The organism is Ruegeria sp. AK11, from assembly GCF_056541095.1.
The window spans coordinates 35,980-62,482 of record NZ_JBQFXU010000003.1 but is presented as its reverse complement, the minus strand read 5'-3'; the positions used below and the strand labels follow the sequence as shown (position 1 = coordinate 62,482).

The 26,503-nt window shown below is 58.0% G+C and carries 22 protein-coding genes; 11 read left to right on the top strand and 11 right to left on the bottom strand.

Annotated elements, in window-relative coordinates:
* Positions 1–176: 176 nt before the first annotated feature.
* The 3 genes from ACR0D9_RS09805 to ACR0D9_RS09795 form a co-directional block, all read right to left on the bottom strand.
* The gene (locus ACR0D9_RS09805) at positions 177–1,343 is read right to left on the bottom strand and encodes an alpha-hydroxy acid oxidase (RefSeq protein ID WP_480538609.1); all 1,167 of its coding nucleotides are present in this window, start codon (positions 1,341–1,343) and stop codon (positions 177–179) included.
* Between the two features lie 145 nt (positions 1,344–1,488).
* A complete protein-coding gene (trpA, locus tag ACR0D9_RS09800) occupies positions 1,489–2,280 on the bottom strand; it encodes a tryptophan synthase subunit alpha (RefSeq protein WP_480538607.1) in 792 nt (263 codons plus the stop codon).
* Positions 2,281–2,381: 101 nt separating this feature from the next.
* On the bottom strand, positions 2,382–2,870 hold the full coding sequence (locus ACR0D9_RS09795; RefSeq protein WP_480484006.1) for an acyloxyacyl hydrolase: 489 nt from the start codon (positions 2,868–2,870) through the stop codon (positions 2,382–2,384).
* 200 nt (positions 2,871–3,070) lie between these two features.
* Between ACR0D9_RS09795 and ychF the strand changes: the two genes are divergently transcribed.
* Positions 3,071–4,168 (top strand): redox-regulated ATPase YchF, encoded by a 1,098-nt coding sequence (gene ychF, locus ACR0D9_RS09790; protein WP_480484005.1) that lies wholly within the window; start codon positions 3,071–3,073, stop codon positions 4,166–4,168.
* 95 nt (positions 4,169–4,263) lie between these two features.
* Here the strand turns inward: ychF and ACR0D9_RS09785 are convergent, their stop codons facing one another.
* Positions 4,264–4,854: a hypothetical protein gene (locus tag ACR0D9_RS09785; protein ID WP_480484004.1), complete on the bottom strand. Its 591-nt coding sequence runs from the start codon at positions 4,852–4,854 to the stop codon at positions 4,264–4,266.
* A 227-nt stretch (positions 4,855–5,081) separates the two neighbouring features.
* On the opposite strand from ACR0D9_RS09785, the gene ACR0D9_RS09780 reads away from it, so the two are divergent.
* The 5 genes from ACR0D9_RS09780 to ACR0D9_RS09760 all read left to right on the top strand — a co-directional run bounded on the left by ACR0D9_RS09780 (position 5,082) and on the right by ACR0D9_RS09760 (position 11,981).
* Positions 5,082–5,963 (top strand): LysR family transcriptional regulator, encoded by an 882-nt coding sequence (locus ACR0D9_RS09780; RefSeq protein ID WP_480538605.1) that lies wholly within the window; start codon positions 5,082–5,084, stop codon positions 5,961–5,963.
* A gap of 85 nt (positions 5,964–6,048) precedes the next feature.
* Positions 6,049–7,752, top strand: a complete 1,704-nt coding sequence (locus ACR0D9_RS09775) for an NAD(P)H-dependent oxidoreductase subunit E (protein ID WP_480538604.1) — start codon at positions 6,049–6,051, stop codon at positions 7,750–7,752.
* A gap of 13 nt (positions 7,753–7,765) precedes the next feature.
* Positions 7,766–10,549 carry a formate dehydrogenase subunit alpha gene (gene fdhF, locus ACR0D9_RS09770; protein ID WP_480488235.1) on the top strand — a complete coding sequence of 928 codons (2,784 nt, stop codon included), beginning with the start codon at positions 7,766–7,768 and terminating at the stop codon, positions 10,547–10,549.
* Between the two features lie 111 nt (positions 10,550–10,660).
* Positions 10,661–11,449: a cyclase family protein gene (locus tag ACR0D9_RS09765; RefSeq protein ID WP_480484001.1), complete on the top strand. Its 789-nt coding sequence runs from the start codon at positions 10,661–10,663 to the stop codon at positions 11,447–11,449.
* Between the two features lie 10 nt (positions 11,450–11,459).
* Positions 11,460–11,981, top strand: a complete 522-nt coding sequence (locus tag ACR0D9_RS09760) for a thioesterase family protein (RefSeq protein ID WP_480484000.1) — start codon at positions 11,460–11,462, stop codon at positions 11,979–11,981.
* Positions 11,982–12,003: 22 nt separating this feature from the next.
* Here ACR0D9_RS09760 and ACR0D9_RS09755 read toward each other — a convergent pair whose 3' ends face one another.
* Together ACR0D9_RS09755 and ACR0D9_RS09750 are read right to left on the bottom strand one after the other, a co-directional pair.
* A complete protein-coding gene (locus ACR0D9_RS09755; RefSeq protein WP_480538602.1) occupies positions 12,004–16,092 on the bottom strand; it encodes a translocation/assembly module TamB domain-containing protein in 4,089 nt (1,362 codons plus the stop codon).
* Positions 16,089–17,894, bottom strand: coding sequence for an autotransporter assembly complex protein TamA (locus tag ACR0D9_RS09750; protein WP_480483998.1), 1,806 nt, complete (start codon positions 17,892–17,894; stop codon positions 16,089–16,091). The genes ACR0D9_RS09755 and ACR0D9_RS09750 overlap by 4 nt, the downstream gene beginning before the upstream one ends.
* A 329-nt stretch (positions 17,895–18,223) precedes the next feature.
* Between ACR0D9_RS09750 and ACR0D9_RS09745 the strand changes: the two genes are divergently transcribed.
* Positions 18,224–19,159, top strand: coding sequence for a LysR family transcriptional regulator (locus ACR0D9_RS09745; RefSeq protein ID WP_209598213.1), 936 nt, complete (start codon positions 18,224–18,226; stop codon positions 19,157–19,159).
* A gap of 36 nt (positions 19,160–19,195) precedes the next feature.
* On the opposite strand, the gene ACR0D9_RS09740 is transcribed toward ACR0D9_RS09745, so the two are convergent.
* The 3 genes from ACR0D9_RS09740 to ACR0D9_RS09730 all read right to left on the bottom strand — a co-directional run bounded on the left by ACR0D9_RS09740 (position 19,196) and on the right by ACR0D9_RS09730 (position 21,504).
* On the bottom strand, positions 19,196–20,182 hold the full coding sequence (locus tag ACR0D9_RS09740; RefSeq protein WP_480488227.1) for a type I glyceraldehyde-3-phosphate dehydrogenase: 987 nt from the start codon (positions 20,180–20,182) through the stop codon (positions 19,196–19,198).
* Positions 20,183–20,235: 53 nt separating this feature from the next.
* Positions 20,236–20,559, bottom strand: coding sequence for a hypothetical protein (locus ACR0D9_RS09735; protein WP_480483996.1), 324 nt, complete (start codon positions 20,557–20,559; stop codon positions 20,236–20,238).
* 111 nt (positions 20,560–20,670) lie between these two features.
* Positions 20,671–21,504 carry a bifunctional allantoicase/(S)-ureidoglycine aminohydrolase gene (locus ACR0D9_RS09730; protein WP_267366556.1) on the bottom strand — a complete coding sequence of 278 codons (834 nt, stop codon included), beginning with the start codon at positions 21,502–21,504 and terminating at the stop codon, positions 20,671–20,673.
* A 224-nt stretch (positions 21,505–21,728) separates the two neighbouring features.
* Between ACR0D9_RS09730 and ACR0D9_RS09725 the strand changes: the two genes are divergently transcribed.
* A complete protein-coding gene (locus tag ACR0D9_RS09725) occupies positions 21,729–22,037 on the top strand; it encodes a hypothetical protein (protein ID WP_480488225.1) in 309 nt (102 codons plus the stop codon).
* Positions 22,038–22,052: 15 nt separating this feature from the next.
* Here ACR0D9_RS09725 and ACR0D9_RS09720 read toward each other — a convergent pair whose 3' ends face one another.
* Entirely contained in the window at positions 22,053–22,988 is a 936-nt protein-coding gene (locus ACR0D9_RS09720) for a 2-hydroxyacid dehydrogenase (RefSeq protein ID WP_480488223.1), read from the bottom strand.
* Between the two features lie 231 nt (positions 22,989–23,219).
* Here ACR0D9_RS09720 and ACR0D9_RS09715 point away from each other — a divergent pair, with 231 nt between their 5' ends.
* Genes ACR0D9_RS09715 through ACR0D9_RS09705 form a run of 3 tightly spaced genes read left to right on the top strand, consistent with a single transcriptional unit; the run spans position 23,220 to position 25,641 of the window.
* A complete protein-coding gene (locus ACR0D9_RS09715) occupies positions 23,220–24,023 on the top strand; it encodes a thioesterase family protein (RefSeq protein ID WP_480483993.1) in 804 nt (267 codons plus the stop codon).
* Positions 24,024–24,067: 44 nt separating this feature from the next.
* Positions 24,068–24,742, top strand: coding sequence for a DUF1007 family protein (locus ACR0D9_RS09710; protein ID WP_480483992.1), 675 nt, complete (start codon positions 24,068–24,070; stop codon positions 24,740–24,742).
* Entirely contained in the window at positions 24,727–25,641 is a 915-nt protein-coding gene (locus ACR0D9_RS09705; protein WP_480538600.1) for a nickel/cobalt transporter, read from the top strand. Before ACR0D9_RS09710 ends, ACR0D9_RS09705 begins: the two co-directional genes overlap by 16 nt.
* A gap of 1 nt (position 25,642) precedes the next feature.
* Here the strand turns inward: ACR0D9_RS09705 and truA are convergent, their stop codons facing one another.
* Positions 25,643–26,410 (bottom strand): tRNA pseudouridine(38-40) synthase TruA, encoded by a 768-nt coding sequence (gene truA, locus ACR0D9_RS09700; protein WP_480483990.1) that lies wholly within the window; start codon positions 26,408–26,410, stop codon positions 25,643–25,645.
* Positions 26,411–26,503 lie beyond the last annotated feature (93 nt).

Below are 26,503 nucleotides of genomic sequence, written 5' to 3'. Positions count from 1 at the left end.
ATTCACCCGATTTGGAAAGAGGTATTTCTTGCCATGCCGTTCGGATGGGTTCTATCGCCTGTCCTGGAGTATTTATCGGGTGGACGATTGAAGGATCCCCAGCTTCATCTGGCCAAAAATATCCCGGGGGAGGCGCCCGGAACGGGCGTCGGGGGCAGAGCCCCCTGATTGACCGGTTACGCTTGCCAGCGGCCCCCGAAGTTTTCAGGTATCAGCAGATTGTGACGCCCCAACGCAGCCACATTTTTCTCACCACAAAGCGCCATTGTCGTATCAAGCTCCCTCTGGATCAGCTCAAGCGCCGTGGTGACACCTTTCTGACCCATGGCACCCAGACCATACACAAACGCGCGGCCAACATAGGTCCCTTTGGCCCCAAGCGCTAAGGCTTTGAGCACGTCTTGTCCGGATCGGATACCGCTGTCCAAATGCACCTCGATATCGCCCCCAACCGCATCCATGATCTCGGGCAGGACACGAATTGAGCTTAGCGCGCCGTCAAGCTGACGCCCACCATGGTTTGACACGACAATGGCATCGGCACCCAGCTTGGCGGCCATCCTTGCGTCATCCGCATCAAGGATGCCCTTAAGGATCACTTTCCCGCCCCATTGCTCCATCAGTTTTTCAACCTTCGACCAGTCGAGGCTGGGGTCAAACTGTTCTGCAGTCCAGGCCCCCAATGAAGACGTGTCCGAAATACCATGCACATGCCCCACGATATTGCCGAACTCGCGCCGCTGGGCCCGCAGCATTTCAATGCCCCAGGCCCATTTGGTCATCAGGTTGGCGATGGTCTTTGCCGTCAGTTTGGGCGGGGCCGACAGACCGTTTTTCAGGTCCTTGTGCCGTTGGCCCAGAATTTGCAGGTCGAGCGTGATTACCAGTGCGGAACATTTAGCGTCTTTTGCTCGCTGGATCAGGCGGTTGATGTAGTCCGTGTCCTTCATCGTATAAAGCTGGAACCAGAATGGTTTGTTGGTATATCCGGCCACATCTTCAATCGAGTTGATGGACATGGTGGACAGCGTAAAGGGCACACCAAATTCCTCGGCGGCTTTGGCGGCCTTCATCTCTCCGTCTGCATGTTGCATCCCCGTCAACCCGACCGGGGCAAGCGCAACAGGCATTGAAACGTCTTCGCCAATCATTTGCGAAGATGTCGACCGACCGGACAGGTCGACCGCAACCCTTTGGCGAAGGCGTATTTTTTCAAAATCGGTCGTGTTTTCGCGAAAAGTCTGTTCTGTCCAGCTGCCGCTTTCGGCGTAGTCATAGAACATACGGGGCACGCGGCGTTCATATATGCGTTTGAGGTCTTCGATATTGGTGATCACAGGCATGAAAACAGGGCTCCGCGTTCATTGGTTAGTTTTCTTTACCAATTCATTCCCAAGGCTGCAATGTCTTGACGTCACAGTGAAGGGACGCGAAAAACCCGCCGCGGTATCCGCGACGGGTCACAATTCTCGCATGTTGGCTGCGAAATCAGGCGCTGTGCGCGCCATCCGAAAGAGATTTCACAAAGGTCAGCACGTCGGTCACAGGTTTACCTGCGCCGATCTGGCTGACGATCGCTGACCCGACCACCGCGCCGTCCGACACCGAGGCAATATTGCGCGATTTTTCGGGCGTGTTGATCCCGAACCCTACGATTACCGGCAGATCGGTCGCGGCCTTGATGCGGGCAACCTCGGGGCCAACATCGGTTGCTTCTGCCTCGGCTGCGCCAGTGATCCCGGTGATCGAGACATAATAAACAAAGCCCGAAGTGTTTTGCAGAACACGTGGCAGGCGTTTGTCATCCGTGGTCGGGGTCGCCAGGCGAATAAAATTCAGACCCGCCGCTTGCGCGGGCAGGCAGAGTTCTGCGTCCTCCTCGGGGGGAAGGTCCACCACGATCAACCCGTCAATACCAGCTGCTTTTGCATCGGCCAGAAACGCATCGACACCCCGGCTGTAGATCGGGTTGTAATACCCCATCAGGACAATGGGGGTTGTATCGTCCGTTTCCCGAAAGGTTCGTGCCAGATCCAATGTGCGTTGCAAGGTCATGCCCTGCTCAAGCGCACGTTGGCCCGCGGCCTGAATTGTCGGGCCGTCGGCCATCGGGTCAGTAAAGGGCAAGCCCAGCTCGATAACATCCACGCCAGCACCAGGCAGGCCTTTGACCACTTCAAGCGAAGTGTCATAGTCGGGATCTCCGGCCATGACATAGGCGACAAAGGCTTTTTTTCCTTCGGCTTTCAGGGCGGCGAACTTGGCGTCGATACGGGTCATCGGATGTCCTTGCACTCGGGTTTCGACCTGATGTGCAGAAACTTTGACCGAAAATCAATCCCGCCCAGACAGGAATGGATCAGAAGCCCAGATGATATGGATCAGAAGCCCAGATGATAGCGTACCAGCAGGGCATTCACGCCCGGGTTCTCGTCATTGGTACTGGCGTTGGATTTATGGGTTAGCGCGACAGACACGCTGTTGCCATTGTTCAGGTTATAGCCAAGTCCCAAAAGGCTGCGAATCTGGAAATCGCCCCCAAGATCATTCAGGTCGTTGCTGGCATTATAGTAGCCGGGCATAACACTGCCTTCCAAAAACCAGCGATCACTCAGCGCATACTGCCCGATCAAACCCGCGCCGATATGCGTGTCACCATCTTCATTTACAGTTAGGGCCGCACCCCAACCGGCGCGAAACCGCGTCGCCTGATGAAATGGCGTGTGGTGGTATTCGATCGAGATCAGACCCTGATCTTCGGATGTGTCTTCAGAATAGTCCGCGTATCCGGCACCAAAAACAACGGTTTGGGCCTGGGCTGACGCGCAGGCCGTTGCCGCCAGAACGGTTGCAAGAAAAAGGTGTTTCATCAGTGTCCGCCAACAAAAAGTGATCGTGTGCTATTAACTGGTAATCGTAGGAGTTGTTTTTCAATTTCGGCAAGAACACAATTTTCAAACGATTTTGTGATGTGGCGAAATGGACTCGGCAAAGGTGCCGCCAGCAATCCCTTGCGCATTCAGGCGGACCTGCATAGAAGCTGCGATCGTATTCTATGCAGGAGGCCGTGATGGGCTTTAAAATGGGAATCGTGGGTCTGCCGAATGTCGGCAAGTCGACCCTGTTCAATGCGCTGACCAAAACCGCTGCTGCGCAGGCCGCGAACTTCCCGTTCTGCACCATTGAGCCCAATGTCGGGGATGTTGCGGTTCCCGACGCCCGCCTCGACAGGCTGGCAGCGATTGCGTCCTCAAAACAGATCATCCCCACGCGGATGACTTTTGTGGATATCGCGGGTCTGGTGAAAGGCGCGTCAAAGGGCGAAGGGCTGGGCAACCAGTTTCTGGCGAATATTCGCGAAACGGATGCGATTGCCCATGTGCTGCGCTGTTTCGAAGACGGTGACGTGACACATGTCGACGGGCGTGTTGATCCGGTTGCGGACGCTGAAACGATCGAAACCGAACTGATGCTGGCCGATTTGGAAAGCATCGAAAAGCGCCGGGCCAATCTGGTGCGCAAGCTGAAGGGCAACGACAAAGAGGCGCAACAGCAAGATCGCCTGTTGGCCGAGGCGCAGGCCATGCTGGAAAACGGCAAGCCCGCACGTCTGGTCGAAGTCAGAGACGAGGACGCCAAGGCATGGAAGATGTTGCAACTGCTGACAACCAAACCGGTTCTCTACGTCTGCAACGTGTCCGAGGAAGACGCCGCACAAGGCAACGAATTCTCTGCCCGCGTGGCCGAAATGGCCGCCGCGCAGGGCAATGCCCATGTCATCATCAGCGCCAAGATCGAAGAAGAGATCAGCCTGCTGGATGAGGACGAAGCCCAGATGTTCCTTGAGGAGATGGGTCTGGAAGAGCCCGGCCTCGACCGTCTGATCCGCGCAGGTTACGATCTGCTGAAGCTGGAAACCTATTTCACCGTCGGCCCGAAAGAGGCCCGCGCCTGGACCATCCGCACCGGCACCGCTGCACCGCAAGCAGCAGGTGTGATCCATGGCGATTTCGAAAAGGGTTTTATCCGCGCCGAGACCATCGCCTTTGACGACTATGTCGCTGCCAATGGTGAGCAGGGCGCGAAAGAGGCGGGTAAGATGCGGGCAGAGGGTAAGGGCTATATCGTCAAGGACGGCGATGTGATGCACTTTTTGTTTAATACGTGATTCACGGTCTTATTTGTGGATGGTTGTTTGAAGTGTTTTGAGGTGGGCGCTGTAACGTCTGCGGCGTCGCACCAATTGCCATTAGTAATTTGGTATCATCCTCTAACTGGATACCCACAGAGTGTTTCGCCGAAGCTTTTGAAGGGGAAAAAGCGGAAATCTTCGTAGCCGATGCTATGTTTTGTTTCGTTTGAATTTGGATGATACCGGAAGGCACCAAGGTATTTCATATCCTTGAAAAAGATTGAAGCAGGTGGGGCGACACCAGCGGTGGGCCCTACTTCACTGCAACTCCAATCATCATTACGCAGTCGTGCGTCCACTTCTTCCTGATGGTCGAAGATGCGGACGCTTGGCCCATCTAAAATCTTCATCATCCATACACTGTTCACGACGATAATAGTGCCGTCATCGTGCAGGTATAGATTAACCTCGCGGCCCAAATCGGCCACGAGCCATTCGTAGGCGCAAGAGAAGGGGGTGTCGTCACACACGACCAAGCGGCGCTCATACTCAGTAAAGAGTGATCGAAAAAGCGTGGGAACCTGCACGCGTACAGTCAAGCCGTCAGGGAACTTAAATGCATTCTTGTAGGGCTCATCTGCAGCCGCTGCTCGTAAGTTGACGGTTATAGAAACAGTGAAGACAAAGCAAATAAATAGGAAAGTTCTAAATGGTTTGCTCATCAGCTGCTCCGGTTTCTGGCGTTTTGATCTTTAAGGGCAAATGACATTTCATCTTTTGTGTGACAACGGTTTTGAATATCCAGTTTCACTTCAAATAAGAGGTGTCGATGGATAGTAACAAGTGTAAGCTCTTCTCGCTTATTGCGCGCGCCATGTAACGCCTGCTTTCCTTCCCAATCGAAGTCTCGCTAAGGTATGGATCAACCAGCTGTCGGAGACAATTGTAAGTGATCGAAATCCGCGACCTGCAACTGCTCAGCGCCTTGGCGCGGCATCGGCATTTTGCCAAAGCAGCCGAGGAATGCGGGATTTCGCAGCCCGCGTTTTCAATGCGCATCCGCAATCTTGAGGACCGATTGGGTGTCTCAATCGTCCGTCGCGCCAACCGCTTTCAAGGGCTGACCGAAGAGGGCGAGATGATTGTCCAGCGGGCGCGGCGTATTCTGGATGACACCAAGGCGCTGGAACAGCAGGTGCTTGCTGCAAAGGGAGAGATTACGGGTACACTGATCCTCGGCGTGATCCCGACCGCAATCGCCTTCACGGGACGGTTGGTCAAAAGGCTGCGTGACGCGCATCCTCGTATCGTCACACGCATTGAAACCATGTCTGCCACCGCAATTCAGCACCGGCTGGACGAAGGCAGCCTTGATGCCGGGGTGACTTATGGTGACAGCATCGGCACGGACTTCCGGCAGGTTCAGCCTCTTTACGAGGAAACCTATGTGTTGTTGGTGCCCACGAATCTGACGGACCAAAGCGGCCCGATTCCGTGGGCGCAGGTCGCAGAATTTCCGCTCAGCCTTTTGGAGCCGCAGATGCAGAACCGGCGTATTCTGGACCGGGTGTTTGCCGAACAGGGGCTGCACCCCGATATCGTTGCCGAAACCAGCGGTTTCACGGCTTCGATGGTCATGGTGCGGGAGGGGCTGGCGGCGACGGTTGTTCCTCGGGTTCTGGTACGTGCGCTGGGCGATTTGAAGGGAACGAAAGTGTTGCCGCTGATCGAACCTGTTGTCAGCAAACCGATTTGTCTGGCGACCCTCAGCCGCGACCCCGAGTTGCCGACGGTCAAGGCTTTGCGGGATGTGGTGACCTCTTTGCGGTGATAAGGTGTCGTTATCGTGCGATTGCCAAAAGCGATTTGACGATATGTTTGCCTGATGAGAGACGGAACCTCAATCGGAGGGCATCATGGCACCATTAGATACCAAGCCATCAGGCACACCCAAGGGCGTCTGGAAGTCAGGTAAAGGCAAGGGGCGGCACACACCCAAAGGCCGTCAGTTCACGGATGAGGCGCAGGCTGAAATCACACGCCTGCTGGGCGATCGTCCGCGCCGCCGCGATCTGTTGATCGAATTCCTGCATTTGATTCAGGACGAACACGGTCATATCAGCGCCGACCATATCGCGGCATTGGCCGTCGAGATGCGGATCGGTCAGGCCGAGATCTACGAAACCGCGACTTTCTATGCCCATTTCGATGTGGTGAAAGAAGGCGAGACGCCACCTCCGGTGTTGACCATCCGGGTTTGTGATTCCCTGTCTTGCGAAATGGCCGGTGCCCAGCAGTTGCAGAAGGCGCTGGAAGATGGTTTGGACCCTGCCGAAGTTCGCGTTGTTCGCGCGCCCTGCATGGGGCGTTGCGATACCGCTCCGGTATTGGAGATTGGCCACAATCACATTGATCATGCGACCCCCGAAAAGGTGCAGTCGGCGATTGCAGCAGGGGACACCCATGCGCATCTGCCCGACTATGAGACCTTCACGGCCTATGAGGCAAACGGCGGCTACGCCAAGCTTAAAGAGCTGCGCGACGGCGGTGATTGGGAACAGGTGCAAGAAGACGTCCTGTCCTCGGGTCTGCGTGGTCTGGGCGGCGCTGGCTTCCCGTCGGGTAAGAAATGGGGCTTTGTTCGTATGAACGAAGGTCCGCGCTATCTGGCGGTAAACGGCGACGAGGGTGAGCCCGGCACGTTCAAAGACCGCTATTATCTGGAGCGCACGCCGCATGTCTTCCTCGAAGGTATGCTGATCGCCGCTTGGGCAGTCGAGGCCGAGACCTGCTTCATCTACATGCGCGACGAATACCCGGCAGTGCTGGAAATTCTGCGCCGTGAGATAGCGGCATTGGAAAATGCCGGTATCGTCGCAAAGGGTTACATCGACCTGCGCCGGGGGGCCGGTGCCTATATCTGCGGTGAAGAATCCGCGATGATCGAATCGATCGAGGGCAAGAAGGGCCTGCCGCGCCACCGTCCTCCGTTTGTGGCGCAGGTTGGGGTCTTTAACCGTCCGACCTTGGTGCACAATGTCGAGACGCTGTATTGGGTCTCAAAAATCTGCCGCGAAGGGCCGCAGGTTCTGAACTCTGTTGAAAAGAACGGTCGCAAGGGCCTGCGCAGTTATTCAGTCTCGGGGCGTGTGGCGAAGCCGGGCGTTTACCTGCTGCCCGCAGGTTCGACCATTCTTGATGTGATTGATGCCGCCGGCGGCATGGCTGATGGCCATGTGTTCAAGGCGTATCAACCGGGCGGGCCGTCGTCTGGTCTTCTCCCCTCGAGCATTGACGACGTCCCGCTCGACTTCGACACGCTTCAACCGCTTGGCACTTTCATCGGGTCTGCCGCCGTTGTGGTTCTGTCCGATCAGGACACCGCCCGCGATGCCGCGCTTAACATGCTGCGGTTCTTCGAGGATGAAAGCTGTGGCCAGTGCACCCCCTGCCGGGCAGGCTGCGAAAAGGCGGTCAAGCTGATGCAGGCCGACAAGTGGGACACCGATCTGTTGGAAGATTTGTGCCAGGTCATGAGCGATGCCTCGATCTGCGGTCTGGGGCAGGCGGCCCCGAATCCGATCCGCCTGGTCATGAAACATTTCGCTGACGAAATCTGAGGGAGACAGAGCCATGCTTGACGCAAGCCCAACCAAGACCGTCACCTTCAACCTGAACGGCGATGACGTCACCGTGCCCGCGGGCACCACGATCTGGGAAGCGGCTAATGGCCGGGGCCTGGTGATCCCGCATCTGTGCCACAAGCCTGCACCGGGATACCGCCCCGATGGCAACTGCCGCGCCTGCATGGTCGAGGTGGAGGGCGAGCGCACGCTGGTCGCCTCGTGCATCCGCCCGGCGGCCGATGGGATGGTGGTCAAGACCGACACCGACCGCGCCGAAAAATCGCGCGCCATGGTCATGGAACTACTGGTGGCCGATCAGCCCGAGCAGCCGCATGACGTATCCAGCCATTTCTGGGATATGGCCAAGCTGAACGATGTCAGCGACAGCCGTTTTCCTGCGAAAGAGGCCGAGAAAATCCCGCTTCTGGATGACAGCCATGTGGCGATGCGTGTCAATCTGGATGCGTGTATCAACTGCAACCTTTGTGTTCGGGCCTGCCGCGAAGTGCAGGTGAATGACGTGATTGGCATGGCTGGTCGCGGTCATACCGCGCAGGTGGTGTTCGACCAGAATGATCCGATGGGTACCTCCTCCTGTGTTGCTTGCGGTGAATGTGTTCAGGCCTGCCCCACCGGTGCGCTGATGCCTGCCACCGTGCTGGACGATCAGCAGCAGGGGGACAGCAAGGATTACGATAGCGAAACCGAAAGCGTCTGCCCGTTCTGCGGTGTGGGCTGCAAGGTGTCGCTGAAGGTCAAGGACGGCAAGGTGAAGTATGTCGAGGGCATCAACGGCCCCGCAAACGAAGGTCGTTTGTGCGTCAAAGGTCGCTTTGGCTTTGACTACATCCACCACCCGCACCGCCTGACCAAACCTTTGATCCGGCGCGAGGATGCGCCCGCCAAGGGGCTGAACGTTGATCCAGGCAACCTGTCGACCCATTTCCGCGAGGCGACCTGGGAAGAGGCGATGGACTTGGCCGCGACCAAGCTGATGACCCTGCGCGCCGAAGACCCACGTTCGGTTGCGGGCTTCGGTTCGGCCAAGTGCACCAACGAAGAGGCGTATCTGTTCCAGAAGTTCATCCGTCAGGGCTTCAAGCACAACAACGTCGATCACTGCACCCGTCTGTGCCACGCTTCATCCGTTGCGGCGCTGATCGAGAATGTGGGTTCGGGCGCGGTGACGGCGACCTTTAACGAGATCGAAAACGCCGATGTGGCGATCATCATCGGTTCGAACCCGATCGAGAACCACCCAGTCGCGGCGACCTATTTCAAGCAGTTCGCCAAGCGTGGCGGCAAACTGATCGTTATGGACCCCCGTGGCGTTGGTATGCGCAAGTTCGCGGATGAAATGCTGCAGTTCCGTCCGGGGGCGGATGTCTCGATGCTCAACGCGATCATGAACGTGATCGTCGAGGAAGAGTTGTATGACAGCCAGTACATCCACCGCTGGACCGAGAACTGGGAGGCCGAGAAAGAGCACCTGCGCGCCTTCACGCCCGAAGCGATGGCACCGATCTGTGGTATTGAACCGGATCAGCTGCGCCGTGTCGCGCGTACCTTTGCGCAGGCCAAAGCTGGCCTGATCTTCTGGGGCATGGGCGTCAGCCAGCACATCCACGGCACCGACAACTCGCGCTGCCTGATTTCGCTGGCTCTGATGACGGGCAATGTCGGTAAACCCGGCGCTGGGCTGCACCCGCTGCGGGGGCAAAACAACGTGCAGGGCGCATCGGATGCGGGCCTGATCCCGATGTTCCTGCCGGACTATCAGTCGGTGACTGACGACGGCGTTCGTGCCAGGTTCAATGATGTCTGGCATTCGGATGACTTCTCGAACGAGAAGGGTCTGACGGTGACCGAAATCATCGATCAGGCCTATGCGGGCAATATCAAGGGCATGTATATTCAGGGTGAAAACCCGGCCATGTCCGACCCGGATGTGAACCACGCCCGCGCGGCGCTGGCCAAACTGGATCTGATGATCGTGCAGGACATCTTCCTGACCGAGACGGCGAACTATGCCGATATCATCCTGCCTGCCTCGGCGCTCTATGAAAAGAACGGTACGGTGTCGAACACCAACCGTCAGGTACAGCGTGTACGGCCTGCCGTTACCCCCCCGGGAGAAGCGCGCGAAGATTGGAAGATCACGGTCGAGCTGGCACAGCGCATCGGGCTGAACTGGGATTACACCGATGTCTCTCAGGTCTTTGCCGAGATGAAACTGACCATGGCATCGCTTGACAACATCACGTGGGAGCGTCTGGAGACCGAGACGATTACCTACCCGTCGCTCAGCGAAACCGATCCGGGTCAGGCCATCGTGTTCGGGGATGGTTTCCCCCGCTCGGGCGGTAAGGCGAAGTTCACCCCCGCCAGCGTCATTCCGCCGGATGAGGCCCCGGACGAGGAATACCCGATGATCGCCACCACTGGCCGTCAGCTGGAACATTGGCACACTGGCTCAATGACCCGCCGGTCCAACGTTCTTGACGCGGTGGAGCCCGAGGCGAACTGTTCGATGAATCCACGTACGCTCAAGCTGATGGGAATCGAGCCGGGCGACATGATCCGCCTGACCACACGCCGTGGTTCGATTGAGATCATGGTCCGCGCGGACCGGGCGATTGCCGAAGATATGGTGTTCATCCCGTTTGCCTATGTTGAGGCGGCGGCGAACATCCTGACAAACTCAGCCATCGACCCTTATGGCAAAATCCCCGAGTTCAAATTCTCGGCCATTCGCGTCGAGAAGATCGAAGGCGCAGTTGCGGCTGAGTAAACCCAATACATATCAAGCAAAGAAGGCGGCCAGACGGGTCGCCTTTTTCTTTTCTTGACAGGCGCTTGCGCTCAACCAACCCTGTCCGGGAATATGGTGGAGGAGTTGCTAATGGCCCGTCGTTTCGTCGATCTGTCCGTTCCGTTGGAAACCGGGATCGTGTCTGACCCGCCAATCATGTTGCCGCAAATCGAATATCTGACCCATGATCAGACGGCAGAACAGGTCATATCTTTCTTTCCGGGTCTGGAACGGCAAGACCTGCCGAACGGTGAAGGGTGGGCCATCGAACGGTTGCAGATCGCGACCCACAACGGCACGCATCTGGATGCGCCGTATCACCATCATTCCACGATGAACAAAGGTGAACGGGCGATAACCATCGACGAAGTGCCGTTGGAATGGTGCATGAACCCTGGCGTCAAGCTGGACTTTCGACACTTCGAGGACGGGTATGTCGTTACCGCGGCAGATGTCGAAGCCGAATTGAAGCGCATCGGCCACGAGCTTTGCCCGCTGGATATCGTCGTGGTCAACACTGCGGCAGGGACACGTTATGGCGCGCCGGACTATCTGGTCAAAGGATGTGGAATGGGGCGCGAGGCGACGCTTTATCTGACGGAACGTGGCGTGCGTGTCACCGGCACCGACGCCTGGAGCTGGGATGCACCGTTTCCGCTCACCGCTCAGGAATACGCAGAGACCCGAGATCCATCAATTATCTGGGAAGGCCACCGCGCGTCGATGGATATCGGGTATTGCCACTTGGAAAAGCTGACCAATCTGGAAGACCTGCCGCCCACCGGGTTCGAGATTTCCTGTTTCCCCTTCAAGATAAAAGGGGCCTCTGCGGGATTTGTCCGGGCCGTGGCTATATTTGACGATGAAGGCGCACAGTAAAGGGGGCCAAATGCAGCTGACTTCGACACCTCCTGGCGGGCATGATGGCCCGTATGCCGCGCCTGTGGAAATTCGCGGCTTTGAAGTACGGCCCGAATGGATCGACTATAACGGCCATGTGAATGTCGGGTTTTACGGTGTCGCCTTTGACATGGCGTTGGAAAAGCTGATGGTTGACCATCTCGGGTTGGGCGAGGTGCAGGTCAAGGCGTTGGGGCAGGGGCCTTACATCCTGCAGTCTCATCTGCATTTCGTGCAAGAGGTCAAAGATGGTTCGTCATTTTATTTCAGGTTCCGTATGCTGGATGCTGACAGCAAGAGAGGACATTACTTCGCCCAGATGCTTTTGGCAGAAACTGACGAGATTTGTGCGACGCAAGAGGCGCTTTTCATGAATGTCAGCCATAGTACCGGGCGATCCGCGCCCTATCCGAATTGGGCAGCGGCGCGTCTTGCGCAAATGGTGGAGGATCACAAGTCTCTGGAACCGGCTTCGCAGATCGGCCAACCGATAGGAATTCGCCGGAAATAGTTTGCTGGGGTCGGACGCGATCCTAATAGTCCTTTGAAAAGAACACTCCGATGCCCGTTTCGCCACGACCGTCAACCGTGCCCTTGACCGAGAAATTGTCGGTTACATCAAGGTTCAGGTTCACCTCGGTATTGCCTTCGGTATTGACGGTAAAGTCGGTGTAGAGGTTTTCACCCAGATAGGCCCCGGCACCCAGTCGGCCCGCGCCACCCTCTGACGCACCAACATCAATCGTATCAACACCGGTAGAGTCGCGTAATCCCTTGGTCGCATCCCCGCCAGCACCGCTGAGCTGCGCCAGCGATGCGGCCATCTGCGCAATCAGGAACGGTGAGATTTCCGAGAACCTGTTCCCAAAGAGCAGCATCGCCAGCGCCTCTTCAGCCGGACGCTCGGGATCGGAAAACACGTTAACCTCGGGTGAATCCAGTGGCCCTGCGATTTCGATGGTCGCGGTGCCGTCCGAGGTGCTGGCAGAGGATTCAAACTCGATATAAGGCGTCAAGTCACCTTGTAGGGTCACGATGCCTTTGGTCAGGGCCAGCCTGCGGCCCAGAATATCGAAATTACCGCGGATCAATTCAATCTGACCTGACGGGACCACCGAGGTCGTCGTACCACCAATGGAGATCCGGCCGCCCAATTCGGCATTTACACCGCGCCCCCGTACGAACACAGCTTTGGGTGCCAGCAAGTTGACGTCCAGTGCTATTCTGGACGTGCGTTGCCCCTTGTCTTCGGTGGCTACCAGACCTGCACGCTCACGCGTGATGAAACTGGCTCCGCTTTCGTTGACATGCTGTATCTCAGGGATCGGTGCGGCACCTACAGCCCCCGAAGCCGCAGCGAGGTTGATATTGGTCTCACCAAAGGTGATCTGCCCGGCCAGCGAACTGTTCCCGGCTAAGGCGCCGGTCATGGCAATCTGGCCATTCAAAGTCGTCTCATACAAAAGCCGATCGGTCAGGACGAGGTTGTCGATTGTTGTCGTGATCTGCGCGTTGAACGGGGGCGTCAGATCGACAGGTCCATTTACGGTAAAGCCACCACCGGCCCGCACACCGCCGTTCAGTTTGATGGTTGCACGGCTTTGCGCCAGATCCACCTGTCCGTTGATCCCGGTGATGGTCTGACCCGCGCCGGGAAGTGCTAGGGATGTTCCCGAGGTGGTAATCGACCCGCTTAGGGACGCCAGATCAGCCGGGCCTTTGAGGGCCAGATCAAAACGTGCGGACCCTTCAATCTTGTTAGGCGTGATGAAGACGTTTGCTATCCCCAGGTTTACGCCACCCTTCGCTGAAATATCTGCATTGCTGCTGGTTTCATCAAAGGTGCCTGCAACCGTGCTGACGATGTCTGCGGGACCTTGCGCCTTGGCGTCGATGGTCCAAACGCCACTGTCCCGCTTTGCATTGCCCGCAGCGGTAAGGGTGCCGGGAAACTCTGGCACAAACCTTTCGATGCGGTTGAACTTGGCATCAAAGTCCAGATCGGCGGATCCATTTGTGTCCACCGTACCGGCCACTTTGGCATAGGAACTCTCTGGCCCCAGCAGATGAGCTGACCCTTCCAGCCCGGATTGTGTCGGAGCGACGTTGCCGTCCAGCTTCAGAGGCCCGGAGAGTGTTTTCGACAGCCGCCCCAAATCATCCAGCGCAGCGGTAAAGGTCAGTCCGCCAGCATCGCGGTCCAGTTTGCCGGATGCATCCGCAGAAAGGGCGGTGCCGATCAGCTGGAATGTGCGAATATTCAGACCGGCCTCGTCATTCACCGCATCCACCGTCAGGTTCGTTCGCCCCTGGATCAGGTTGTCAACCGCATTGATGCCGGATTTGATGTCATCAGCAGCCAGGTTGCCTTTTACGTCAAAGGCCTTGCTGCCAACCGTACCTTTGCCTGCGACATCCGTGATAATCGAACCTGCAAGATCTCGCCCGGCAAGAGTTGAAAAGGGTGACAGGTCCGGGATGTTCAGACTGACCTGCCCGTCCACAGCCAAAGCATCCGTCAGATCGTCAATTGTTGCTGCGGCGCTTGCCACAAGGGCTGAACCTTTGATCACCGCGTCGCGGATTTCAATCTGCTTCTGGCTCAGCGCGCCGTCGAACGTGATCTCGGTCCGGCCGACCAGCAGCGGGTCAATCTCGGGTAGGCCCGTTTTGACATCCCGGCTCATCATGCTGGCTGTGCCATCGAATTCGAGCGTCTGAACAGTGCCTTTGCCGTCCAGTTTCGCCTGTACCGCACCGCCAAGCTCACGTTTGGCGAGGCCCGAGAACACGGAAAGGTCCTGCGCGTTGACTGTTGCTTGCCCATCAATCGTCACGTTGCCGTCAGGGGTGGTAACCGCGCCATCCGCCTGCGCGCGCAGAGCGTCGCCGATCAGCGTAAAATCCCGGATCGTTACGCCATCCGCTCCGCGTTTGGCGTCCAGCGTGATTGTTGTGTTGCCCCTTATCACCGGGTCAATGTCGTCGCGCCCTGTGGAAAGATCGCGCCCTTCGACCTCAAGCTTGCCATCGAAACTGCCTTCAAGCGGCGAACCCTGGCCGGTGAGCCGGGCAGAGGCCTGACCGCCCAGTTCCAGCTGCGCCAGACCCGAAAACCGCGACAGATCGGTCGCCTGCAACGTCGCAGCACCATTGACGGCCAAACCACTGGACAAGCCGCTGATCTCGGCATCAACGCCCAGTTCATAGTCCGAGCCGACCATCTCGACCCCTGACAGGTTCAGGGTCTGATCCCTGCCATATTGGAACATACCGTCCAGCGTAATGCGGTCGCCAACGGCGGTGTTCAGGGCATCGTCAGTCAGGTCGATACCGTCCAAAGCAGCCTGCAAATCACCGTCGATCCGCAAAACGTCACCCTGTTCCAAGGTCCCTTGCGCCGTAATCTGCGCGCGTTGCAGGTTCAGGGTGTCGGATCTTACGGCGTTAGCGGTCAGACTTAGATCCCAGAGATTGCCGTTTTTCTCATCAAACAACGCAGAGACCTGCGCAGCTTCGATCGATGTGTCGCCACCTGATAACGGAAGGACGACGCTTTGCCCCTCTGGTGGCGTAATGCGTCCTTGCAGGGCCGCCAGTTGCAGCCGACCGCCCGGCGCCAGTTGCAACGCCCCTTTCAGGTTCAGTGCCTGAGAACTGAGTTCCAGATCACTGATATCCAACGCGCCTTCAGGCAGGGTCCGTCCTTCCACGATCAACTGCGTTTTGGGGCCGAAGAACGTATCCATATTCTCAGCGACAAAGGGCGTTAGGTCACCGCCCAGATCTGCGGTAAAGGCGATGCCCTCCTCCGCGCTAGCCGCGGCTGTTGGGGCCGAACGCAACCGAACCTGTCCGGTCACTCGTGGCTGCCCATCACTGCTCAGGCCAATATCGGCCGTAAAATCCGTCACCGGCCCGGACCCTTTCGCGGACAATCCGATCGGAGGGCTGTCCGGCATTTTTAGCGCGGTCGAGATCAGACCCCCCGCAGCTTCGGTGACCTGAAGGTCAAGATCGATCTGGCTGTCAGTGTTCCTAAAACCCGCAGCCAAAGAGATTTCATCACCGGCCCGATCCAGTCGGGTGATGTCCAGTTTGGTGTCCAGCGTGCCGTCGGCCAGCGACAGGTTGCCATTGACGGCCAGTTCCGCCGCAACGCCGATCAAAGGTTTGCCCAATGCCAGCTCGCCAATACGGATTTCGCCGATTTCGATGGCCACAGGCAGTTCAGGCAGTTGAAAAGCCTGGGTCTCGGCAGAAGGGGACGGCGTGTCCTTGGTCGTGGTGCCCGGCGCACGGGCCACGTCGATTTCCTGTGCGGTCAGCGCGTTGACCGAAAACCGCCCGCGGATCAGCGCCAACCGGTTCCAATCCAGTTCCGCTCCCCGAATGGTCAGCCAGACCCCTTCATCATCGGCCACCGTGATCTCGGCAATGGTGGCGCGTGAACTCAGCGCGCCTTGCAGGCCTTTGACGGTGACATTCTGATCGTCGCCCGACAGCGTGTCCTGTAGGAACCGCTCGATCATGCTGCCGCCTTCGTCCTCCTGCGCGGGGCCGGCCACTGGCACAAGCATCAGCGTGCCAATCAGCAGAGGGTATGAAAGGTGCCGTCTCAAAACGCTTGCCCGATCCCGATATAGAATTGCAAACCGTCTCCGGTGGGGCCGCTTACCGGGAAGGCCAGGTCAAACCGCAGGGGTCCGAAGCCGCCCAAATCATATCTTACGCCGATACCGGCACCTGCATGATCTTCCGCGCCACTTCCAATAAAGGAAGAGGTATCGACGACACCGTAGTCGTAAAACCCAACCAGCGACAGAGAATCTGTCACCTTGCCCCGGATCTCGCCGGAAAGTCCAAGAAAGGACTTGCCGCCTGCGACACCGGTCCCGACAGGGATGCCAAGGCTTTCATAGGGTTGCCCGCGCACGGTTCCCGCACCACCGGAAAAAAACAGAAAGTCGGGTGTGACACCATCTGCTGGTGGACCAATGATTGATCCAATTTGCGCCCGCCCCGCCAGCACTATCCTTCCACCCGTGCCAAGGCTGGTATAGGCCCGACCGTCGAAGAACATGCGAATGCCAGTGTCTGTGCCAGAAAAACCGACAAACGGCATTATCTGAGAATCCAGATAGAAACCGCGTGTGGCACTAACTTTGCTGTCTCGCTCATCCCATTCCGAGCGGAAGGGCAGGATAAAGTATCTGAACTTGCGGCCACTTCCATAGGCGTCGTCAGCATCTGACCACTGTAACCCAGCCGAGGCTTCGGCATAGAGCGTGTCCGAGAATGTGCGGCGCGCACCATATGCCACAGACGCAACCGAGACATTGTAGTTTTCGGTGTTGCGGCGCTCCAGCAACGCGTTCCAGAAAGTATTGTCGTCCGGACCCAGACGATCGGGCTGATCCAGGCGCAATCCGATCCGCCCATCAAGATCTTCGGAACCACCGATATTTCGTATCGCGGCCTCGAACCGCAGGCGTTCCGCGCGTTTGAACATGTTTCGATGTGTCCAGGTCGCGGTCACGTCGAGGCCGTCGCGCGAGGCCAGCTCGAGCCCAAAGGTCAGCTGACGCTTTGGCAAGTCTTCGAATGTGGCGTCGAAATCCAGTGTGCCGTCGGGGTTTGCTGTCTCATGTTCCTGCAATGACACGACGTTGAACGTGCCGGTGCGGCGTAAACGTGTTCCAACCTTCTGGATTTTTTCTGGTGAGTAAACTTCTCCGCTTGGGAAACCGGCGATTTTTTCGATGGACCGGTGGCGCACATCCGTGTCGCCCTTGATGAACATTCTGCCAAACGTCAACCTGCGCCCCGGGTCCAGATCAATCTGCGCATCCAGACGGGCCTGCGCGTGGCGGGCGATGATGGTCTGATCCTCAATTTTCGCTTTCGCATGGCCCGCATTCCGCCACCCCTGCACACCGTCCGAGCCTGCTTTTTGAATGGCTCCGGTCGTTGCCAACTTGCCGGGGGCGAAACCTTCGGGCAGAACGGTGCCAGACGCCAGGGGCTGAACAATGGCCGTGCCGAATTTGAAGCTTGGTCCGGTTTCAACGGTAATTGCGGCCCTGTTGATCTGTGTTGGCACAGTCAAAGAGCTCAACTCAGCGGCTTCCTGCCCGTCAAGCTTGATGCTGACAACCGGGCTGAAATACCCTTCATCATACAAGATCTGTACAAGCGTGCGGTAATCCGACAAGGCGGCAGACAGGATCTCAAGTGGCGTATCCAAGCCCCGCTCTTTCGCTGTTGTAACCGATGATGTCTTTTTCAGGCGTTCAACCAGTTCCTTCGAAGCGCCCGGCGCCGTCAGAGAGGTTTCCAGCGCCATCAGAGCAGTCGGGGTCAGTGAAATGACAATGGCACTCAGCCAGAACTTCAAACGGCCTTGCGGCGTGCGCCCTTGCATGAATTGCCCCAATTGTCCCAGTTCCAAATCTCAGCTACCGTGTCACGGACGGTCTTATAGTGTCAGGTTAGAACATCTGAATGCTATTGGGAAAAGGGATAAACGCGGGATCGGGTAATTTTGGTCAAATTGTCCCGGTTTGTGCCGACACATCGTATTGCGCATCTAGATTGGCAGACTGGAATTGCCGCGTTGCAGGCGATAGTCAACCGTATGCAACAAATGTCCGGGCTGGCCTTTGGTCTTGGCCAGTGCAATTCACTAGGCAAACGGGCGGTTCTTCGGTATTCCCAGTATATTGCCAACGGGTATCAAAAAAAACCGAAAAAATGTCCTATCTCGACAACATCCGAACCTTTGTCAGGGTTTACGATCTGGGCAGCATGTCTGCGGCCGGGCGGGATCTTAGGATTTCGCCAGCGGTGACATCGGCGCGAATATCGCAGCTTGAGGACCATCTGGGTGTACGTCTGTTCCAGCGCACCACACGCAACCTGTCCCCGACAGAGCAGGGAAAGGCATTCTATCCCGGTGCGGTGGCGGTTCTGGATGCGGTGGACGAGGCCGAGGCTCAGGTCACACATCTGACCGAGGCACCGCGCGGGTCGTTGTTCGTGGCGTCTCCACTGGGGGTGGGGAGGCGATTGCTGGCTCCACATGTGCCCGAGTTTCTTGCGGAATACCCCGAGATTGATGTCCGGTTGCGCCTGACGGATCGCTCGGTTGATCTGACGACGGAAGGTCTGGATCTGGCGTTTTTCATTGGCCAGCCCGAGGACAGCACGTTGCGTATTCGCAAGATTGCCGACTGCCAGCGTGTACTGTGCACTGCGCCAGACTATGTGGCGCGGCGCGGTATGCCTAAGACCGGGGCTGACCTGATTGCCGACAAGCATGAATGCCTGAATCTGCGCTTTCCGGGTGCGACCGAGTTTCAGTGGATGCTGGTCACACCCGATGGCCCGAAACGATTTGCCGTGTCCGGGCGGTTCGAATGTGATGATGGGGATGTTCTGACGGATTGGGCGTTGTCCGGTCAAGGCATTGCAATGAAGCCGGTTTTCGAGGTGGCCGAGCATCTGAAATCCGGCCGCCTCGTGCCGGTTGCAACGGAAACTCCGCCTGTTTCAGTTCAGATGGCCTGCCTATACACGCATCGGCGCCATCAGGATCCAAAGGCACGCCTGTTCATGGATTTCATGATTGAACGGATCAGTAAGGTGGTTCGCGTTACAGAATACCCTGTCGCGGGGCCTAAACCATAGTTGCCGACCCGACGCTGTGTACGAAGGTTAGTCCGGTCACGACGCGGCCATCAGACGGGCCACGTCCAGCATGCGAGCCGAAAAGCCCCATTCATTGTCGTACCAGCCGAAAACGCGCACCTGATTTTCTCCGACCATGCGGGTTTCCGGCCCGGCAATGACCAGCGAATCCGGGCGCGCCCGCAAATCGGAAGAGACCAGCGGCATATCCGTCCAACCCAAAACCGGTGACGCGACAACAGCCTGACGCAAAGCACGATCGAAATCCTCGGCCCGCATACCGCGTTCCAGCGTGACCACGAGGTCGACCGCCGAAACGCTGGCTGTCGGGACGCGAACTGCGGCACCCGAGATGCGCCCGGCCAGATGTGGAAGGACCACGTCGATCAGGTGTGTGGCGCTGGACGTTGTCGGAACCATGGACAGCGCACCGGCCCGCGACCGGGCAAGGTCGCCGCGCGGGGCGTCAACCATGGGTTGGCTGTTGGTATAGCAATGGATGGTTGTCATATGGCCCGACAAAATACCGCCAATGTGGTCCAGCACTTTGACCAGCGGTGCCAGCCCATTCGTTGTGCAGGAGGCGTTCGATACGATCCGGGCGCTGCCCAACTGATCCTCGTTCGCCCCCAGAACGACGGTTAAGTCGGCCGCAGGCGAAGGACCCGAGATCAGGACCTTGCTGGCGCCCGCAGACAATCCGCGACGCGCCACGTCGGATGCGCGCGCGACCCCGGTACAATCCAGCATCACGTCTACGCCGGATAAATCAACGCGTGTCAGATCGGCACTGTGCGTCATAGGAACAGAGCGTCCGTCTACGATCAGCGCGGCATCGCCCTGTGACACATCGCCGGGATAGGGGCCGAAGGTGCTGTCGTATTTGAACAGGTAAGCACAGGTCTCCAGCGGCGCGATGTCATTGATCAGCACCAGCTCGATATCCGACCCTTCGGGCAGGGCCAGAACCTGCCGCAGGATCGTGCGGCCAATGCGGCCGAATCCGTTTATCGCGAGTTTCATGCGCAAGCTATGGCAGGGCGTCGGGTCGATCTCAATGCCTGATCAGCAACAGCTTACTTGCACCTGACCTGAGAAAAGAACTGACCCGATATATTCTGGTACATGCTGTTGAAGATCACCTTGCAGCCCGTCGCTTGTTGAATGGCAGTAATAGCTTGCGTCGTGCGAAGGCGTGGGGGCGGGCCGAACGGGTTCAGGTTGTTGTTGTCGCGTGTGGCGCGATAAATGACCGGTTCGTCTGCGACCTGTGTCACAGCCCAGTTGCGGCTCATGACGAAGACGGATTTGGTCTCTTCCCCCGCAATGGCGGGTGCGGTGTGCAGGATTGCAGAGGTAGAGAGTGTGGCAACGGCTATCAGGGCAAGGCGCAGTTTCATGGACAAATCTCCAATGCTCAAAACAAGAAGTTACCTGGATTTCAGCAAATTCCGACCCTTGTGTGAAGCCCCGGGGCAAAAGATCACTGCGATTCCCAGCCAGCCCAGCGTTTAGCGGCGCGACAGGGACAGGGGCATATGCCGGTTGACGTCCTTGTAAAGCAGATACCTGAACCGGCCCGGCCCCCCTGCGTAACAGGCTTGCGGGCAAAAGGCGCGCAGCCACATGTAATCTCCGGCCTCAACTTCGACCCAGTCCTGATTGAGGCGATAAACCGCTTTCCCTTCCAGAACATAAAGCCCGTGTTCCATCACATGGGTTTCGGCGAAGGGAATGACCCCGCCTGGTTCGAAATTGACGATGTTCACATGCATGTCATGGCGCAGGTCCTGCGGGTCTGCGAACCGCGTGGTGGACCATCGGCCTTCGGTGCCCGGCATTTCGACAGGCGTCACATCGCGTTCGTTGGTGATGATCGGGTCTGGCGCGGACAACCCGGGAACGGACTCATAGGCTTTGCGGACCCAGTGGAACCGGGCTGCCGTCTGGCCAGTGTTCCGCAATGTCCAGTCGCTGCCGGCGGGGATATAGGCGTATCCGCCTGTCTCCAACACATGGTTTTCCGAGTTCAGCGTCAAAGTGACTGTTCCTTCGACGACAAAAAGCACTGCCTGTGCTTGCGCGTCTGTCTCTGGCTGATCGCTGCCGCCGCCGGGCTGCACTTCCATGATGTATTGCGAGAACGTTTCGGCAAATCCGCTGAGCGGGCGTGAAAGAACCCACAGGCGTGTTCCTTCCCAGAACGGCAGATAGCTGGTGACAATGTCGCGCATCGTACCTTTGGGAATGACCGCATACGCGTCTGTGAACATGGCGCGGTCGGTCAGCAACTGGTTCTGGCCGGGGTGGCCGCCGGTCGGGGCGAAGTAGGTCGGATGGGTCATTTGTGTGCCTCGGGATCGTTTGAATGGCACTATGGGGACAAAGGCGCGGCGCTATTAGGTCCTGACACGCGATAGGTTTGTTCGGGATATTTTGAAGGTCGGCACCCCGGGGCTTGGCCCTGCTGAAACAGAGGTATATCCTTGGTCGTAAATGATTTCAGTTCTGTGAGGCCACAATGAAAGCCCAGTTTTTACCCGTCATTGCCGCGTGTGGCGCCCTATTGATGACCGGTTCCGCCGGCGCCAAGTCACTCTCCCGAATCATAGCTGAGATGGGGCTGTCCCCGGCAGACTTTGAAGTGGTCAGTGAAACCTCGAATGCCCTTTTGAACAATGGCACGCCCTCCGTAGGGCAGGAACGGTCCTGGCAAAACGACGAGACCGGCTCAAAAGGAACGATCCGGGTGCAAAACGTTCAGGGCAACTGCGTCGGCCTTCAGCATGTCATCCAGCCGGAAGGCAGCGATCAAAGCCGCGAGATCAGAACCCGCCGGTGCAATGACGGTAACGGAAACTGGATCCTGACGCCCTGATCTCTGACTTGGTTATCAGTACCCCAGATCGCGACTGACTTCGTGCAACAGGGGATCGCCGGACCTGAGCCTATGGTAGTTCTCAGCCACATCCGACAGTGCGTCCCCCAGATACCAGCCCGAGACATGCGGTGTGATCGTCACAGAAGGGTGCCGCCACAAGGGACTGTCTTTTGGCAGCGGTTCCTGTGACGTGACGTCCAACACGGCATGGCCCGGTGAGCCGTTATCCAGCGCCGCGATCAGCGCCGCCTCGTCAATCAGGTTTCCGCGTCCGGCGTTCAGCAACTGACTGCCCGGCTTCATCGCGGCCAGCGTCTGTGCGTCAAACAAACCCGCGGTTTGCGGCGTCGAAGGAAGGATGGCACAGACGTGATCACATTGCCCCAATAGCCGAGGCAGCGCGTCTTGCCCATGCAGGCAGGTGACACCATCGATGGACTTTGGTGAGCGGCTCCAGCCCATGACCTGAAACCCGACGGCATGTAACATGCGGGCAGTGCGGGCCCCTATATGGCCCAGACCCAGAACGCCCACAACCGTATCAGGTGTGAAGATAGGTGCGCGCGGCAACCATTCGGCGCGGCTCTGGGATGCCTCGTGAAAAACCATATGGCGCTGAGCGCGCAGAATATAGGCCAGAAACCATTCGGCAATGCCCTGCGCAGGCGCGTCTGGCTTCAATCGCGCTACACGGATATGCGGAGGCAGGTCCGGATGGCCAACTATGGTCTCAACCCCGGCCCCCAGCTTCTGAACCAGTTTCAGGTTGGGCAACTTCGCCGGGTGATTGCTTTGCATGCTGACCACTGCAAGCATCGTAATGTCGTTGGGGTCGCCCAGCGTTCCGGGTGTGCGGATGTCTGCACCGGGCGCTAAGGCTTGTAGTGAGGTGGCGATTTCCTCATCCCCAATCCAGTCCGACAACCCGGTTTCAATCAACAACGCCATATGCGACCCCACTTGGATGTGATGTGGTGACGTCCCGTCACAGCGGTGGACAGGATCAGGTCTGTTAAGCCATCCTCGTGCCTAAAAGTACAGCCCGGTTTCATAACCCGAAAAGGACAGTTTCGTGAAGATACCACTCACCTCGTGCAAGGGAAACCACGTTACTTCGCAACCGGTTACCGGTATGAGTGAGCCGAGGCACACAACGCAGCGAATGACCAGAGGGGACTGATGGCAGGGCTCGACTTCACGGATCAGACCTATTTTCATCAGCGCGAGGATGGGGCGTTTGTAGGACATGATCCTGCACGCGGTCCGTGGTCTGCCGATCATTGCCACGCAGGGCCGGTCAGCGGGTTGATAGTGCGGGCAGCGGAAACTGAGGTTGGCCCCGAAAAGATGCTGACCCGCCTGACAGTTGACCTGTTGCGCCCTCTGCCCTTGGCCGGGTTGCGGGTTGCCGCAGAAACCACGCGCCATACCAAGACGCTGGCGACCACACGGGTTACGGTGCATGATCTGGATGACACACTCTGCGCCACGGCCACCACCATGCATCTGGTGCGGCGCGATCTGGGCGTGGTGGCAAACGTCGAAACCAGCGCGCCACAGTTGGAAGACGCGGTAGAAGGTCCTTTTCCAATCGGCGAGATTCGTCATGATTTGAAGGGGTTTGCCCACTACAGTGACATCCTTTATCCCAAAGACGGCAAACAGGGGGCCGGACCCAAAACGGTCTGGATGCGCACCCCAAAGCTGTTGAGCGGCGAAGATCAGTCGCCCATTCAGGCACTGTGCCCGTTGGCGGATTGCGGCAATGGAATCTCGTGGAATGCTCCGACGTCGGAAATGGGGTTCATGAACACCGATCTGACCGTGAATATCCACCGCGAACCGGTGTCAGATTGGCTGGCGTCCCGTTCGGTTTCACATTGGCAACCTACGGGCATCGGCATGTCTCAGTCCGTGCTTTTCGACACGCAGGGTCCTGTAGGAACCGCTCTGCAAACACTTGTGCTGTTCCCGCCAGTCTGAAGGTCGGCCAGTTTCCGCATGTGTGTGTAAAGGCCGTTGTCGCCGTGTCCCTTCAGACCTATATTGCGCATATGCGCTGGCTGTTCACTGTCATGACCTGTTGCCTGCCGATCCCGGCACTATCCCACCCGCATGTCTTTATCGACACCGGGCTGGAATTCATCGTGGATGAGGCCGGTCACCTGACCCATATCCGGGTGACTTGGGCATATGACGAATTCTACTCTCTGCTTGTTCTGGAAGACATGAATTTGGATCAGGATGCTGACGGCATTTTGACGAAAAGCGAAGAAGAACGTCTGAGCGGGTTCGATATGCAATGGGTCGAGGGGTATAACGGCGACTTCGTGCTCACCAAAGACGGAGCGCTGGTTGCACTGTCCGGTCCAATGGAGCCCAGTGCGACAACGGAAGATGGGCGGGTCGTGACCACCCATATGCGCGCGGTCGAAGGCGACGCGATACCTGCCATAGGGCTTTCCGCCAAGGCATTTGATGAGTCCTTCTATACGGCCTACGAGATTACGCGCCCTGTAACCGTGACGGGCCCGGCTTTATGCCGGGTGGATCGTAACGACCCTGACATAGACGGGCAGCTTGCACAGATGCAGGCGTTTCTGTTGACACTGGACGCGGATTACGACCTGGAGGAAAACGATATTCCCTTGGTTGGTGAGAGCTTTGCGACCGAGATCCTCATTTCATGTCCCGTTTCCTGATTGTTCCGGTCGCTCTGGCCTTTGGTTTGCTGCTTTGGTTCTGGGGCAGTGGTGGGTTTGACAGTCTGGCAGGTTGGGCAGCCGGAGAGCAGCGTGACTTTCAGAACCAGATCGCGCGGTCCTTGCGTTCAGCGCGCGCGGAACAGCCTCAGGCGGTGGCCACGCTTCTGACTGTCTGTTTCGCCTATGGGTTCTTTCATGCTGTGGGTCCGGGCCACGGGAAGGTTTTGATCGGCGGCTACGGTTTGGGTCGGCGTGTCGCCTTCTGGCGGTTGTCGGCGATCAGTGTATTGTCCAGCCTTGGTCAGGCGGTGACGGCGGTTGTGCTGGTCTACGCGGGGGTACTGGTCTTTCAGATGTCCCGCGAAAGCCTAGTTGGGACGACCGAACAGGTGATGGCTCCGATCAGCTACGGGGCCATTGCGTTGATTGGGCTTTGGCTGGTTGTACGGGCTGTGCGCAATTTCGCACGACAGCAAAAAAAGCATGTCTCTAACGATCACACCCATCGGCACCATCATGATGAGGGAGCCTGTGCGGAGTGCGGTCATCGTCATGGTCCAACCGCGGACGAGGTCGCAAATGTGGGCACGTTGCGCGAAGCCCTGATCCTGATCGCAGGCATAGCAGCGCGGCCTTGTACCGGTGCCTTGTTTGTACTGATCCTGACGTGGCAAATGGGCATCGCCATGGTAGGGATCGCGGGTGCTTTCGCCATGGCGCTTGGCACGGCGACTGTGACTACGCTGGTCGGGTGGACGTCTTTTGGTCTGCGCGGCGGGCTACTGGCTTCGGCGTCGGCCACGCGCTTTGCGTCGTTTCTGGCACCCTCCATCGAACTGGTGGCGGGACTTGTCATTGCGGTGATTGCAGGCGGGTTGCTTCTGCGCGCGGTTTAGATCAGTCGAACACCGGGTCCGGATATCCGACCCGCGCCAGATACAGCCCGTGCGGCGGACATACCGGCCCGCAGGCAGCGCGGTCGGCGGCTTCTAAAGCCTCACGCACATCTTCCGGGGTCCACGCTCCGGCGCCCACACGTTCCAACGTTCCGACGAAACTGCGTACCTGATTGTGCAGGAACGACCGGGCGCGCACGTGGAAATGAACCTCGGGGCCGGAAAAGCCTGCGACCCGTTCAACGCGCAGTTCATCCAGGGTTTTGACCGGGCTGGCCGCCTGGCAGATCGACGACCTGAACGTGGTGAAATCATGCCGGCCCAGCAGCATGTTTGCCCCTTCCTGCATGGCGTCGACATCCAGAAGGTGGCTAATCTGCCAGACCTGTCCCCGGTCGTGGGTTGCGGGCGCCCGGCGCATCAGGATGCGGAACAGATATTGCCGTTCAACCGCTGAAAACCGCGCGTGCCAATCCTCGGTCACGGGGGCGGCCTTTACGATGGCCACTGGGAGTGGCTTGAGGTGATAGTTCAGCGCCTCAGACAGGCGGAACGGGTCCCATTCCTTTGCCATGTCGCAGTGGGCAACCTGCCCCAGGGCGTGAACACCGGCGTCCGTGCGCCCCGCTGCGGCAATTGTGTGGTCGCCCGGCTGAATACGGGACAGGGCCTGTTCGATGGCGCCTTGTACAGATGGTTGATCCTTTTGCCGCTGCCATCCGGCAAACGGTTCCCCCTGGTATTCAACTTTCAACGCATATCTGGGCATGTGCCGCTGGTACAGCGCAGCGCAGGATCGGGCAAGGGGGCGAAAGCGCTGGTATGTGCCGCGACCGCTACCTATCTTGGGTAAAAGGAAAAT

Bases quoted from the DNA above. Each gene is read 5' to 3' on its own strand.
- ACR0D9_RS09805 (WP_480538609.1), bottom strand. From the start codon at position 1,343: ATGCCTGTGATCACCAATATCGAAGACCTCAAACGCATATATGAACGC.
- trpA (WP_480538607.1), bottom strand. From the start codon at position 2,280: ATGACCCGTATCGACGCCAAGTTCGCCGCCCTGAAAGCCGAAGGAAAA.
- ACR0D9_RS09795 (WP_480484006.1), bottom strand. From the start codon at position 2,870: ATGAAACACCTTTTTCTTGCAACCGTTCTGGCGGCAACGGCCTGCGCG.
- ychF (WP_480484005.1), top strand. From the start codon at position 3,071: ATGGGCTTTAAAATGGGAATCGTGGGTCTGCCGAATGTCGGCAAGTCG.
- ACR0D9_RS09785 (WP_480484004.1), bottom strand. From the start codon at position 4,854: ATGAGCAAACCATTTAGAACTTTCCTATTTATTTGCTTTGTCTTCACT.
- ACR0D9_RS09775 (WP_480538604.1), top strand. From the start codon at position 6,049: ATGGCACCATTAGATACCAAGCCATCAGGCACACCCAAGGGCGTCTGG.
- fdhF (WP_480488235.1), top strand. From the start codon at position 7,766: ATGCTTGACGCAAGCCCAACCAAGACCGTCACCTTCAACCTGAACGGC.
- ACR0D9_RS09765 (WP_480484001.1), top strand. From the start codon at position 10,661: ATGGCCCGTCGTTTCGTCGATCTGTCCGTTCCGTTGGAAACCGGGATC.
- ACR0D9_RS09760 (WP_480484000.1), top strand. From the start codon at position 11,460: ATGCAGCTGACTTCGACACCTCCTGGCGGGCATGATGGCCCGTATGCC.
- ACR0D9_RS09750 (WP_480483998.1), bottom strand. From the start codon at position 17,894: ATGCAAGGGCGCACGCCGCAAGGCCGTTTGAAGTTCTGGCTGAGTGCC.
- ACR0D9_RS09745 (WP_209598213.1), top strand. From the start codon at position 18,224: ATGTCCTATCTCGACAACATCCGAACCTTTGTCAGGGTTTACGATCTG.
- ACR0D9_RS09740 (WP_480488227.1), bottom strand. From the start codon at position 20,182: ATGAAACTCGCGATAAACGGATTCGGCCGCATTGGCCGCACGATCCTG.
- ACR0D9_RS09735 (WP_480483996.1), bottom strand. From the start codon at position 20,559: ATGAAACTGCGCCTTGCCCTGATAGCCGTTGCCACACTCTCTACCTCT.
- ACR0D9_RS09730 (WP_267366556.1), bottom strand. From the start codon at position 21,504: ATGACCCATCCGACCTACTTCGCCCCGACCGGCGGCCACCCCGGCCAG.
- ACR0D9_RS09725 (WP_480488225.1), top strand. From the start codon at position 21,729: ATGACCGGTTCCGCCGGCGCCAAGTCACTCTCCCGAATCATAGCTGAG.
- ACR0D9_RS09720 (WP_480488223.1), bottom strand. From the start codon at position 22,988: ATGGCGTTGTTGATTGAAACCGGGTTGTCGGACTGGATTGGGGATGAG.
- ACR0D9_RS09715 (WP_480483993.1), top strand. From the start codon at position 23,220: ATGGCAGGGCTCGACTTCACGGATCAGACCTATTTTCATCAGCGCGAG.
- ACR0D9_RS09705 (WP_480538600.1), top strand. From the start codon at position 24,727: ATGTCCCGTTTCCTGATTGTTCCGGTCGCTCTGGCCTTTGGTTTGCTG.
- truA (WP_480483990.1), bottom strand. From the start codon at position 26,410: ATGCCCAGATATGCGTTGAAAGTTGAATACCAGGGGGAACCGTTTGCC.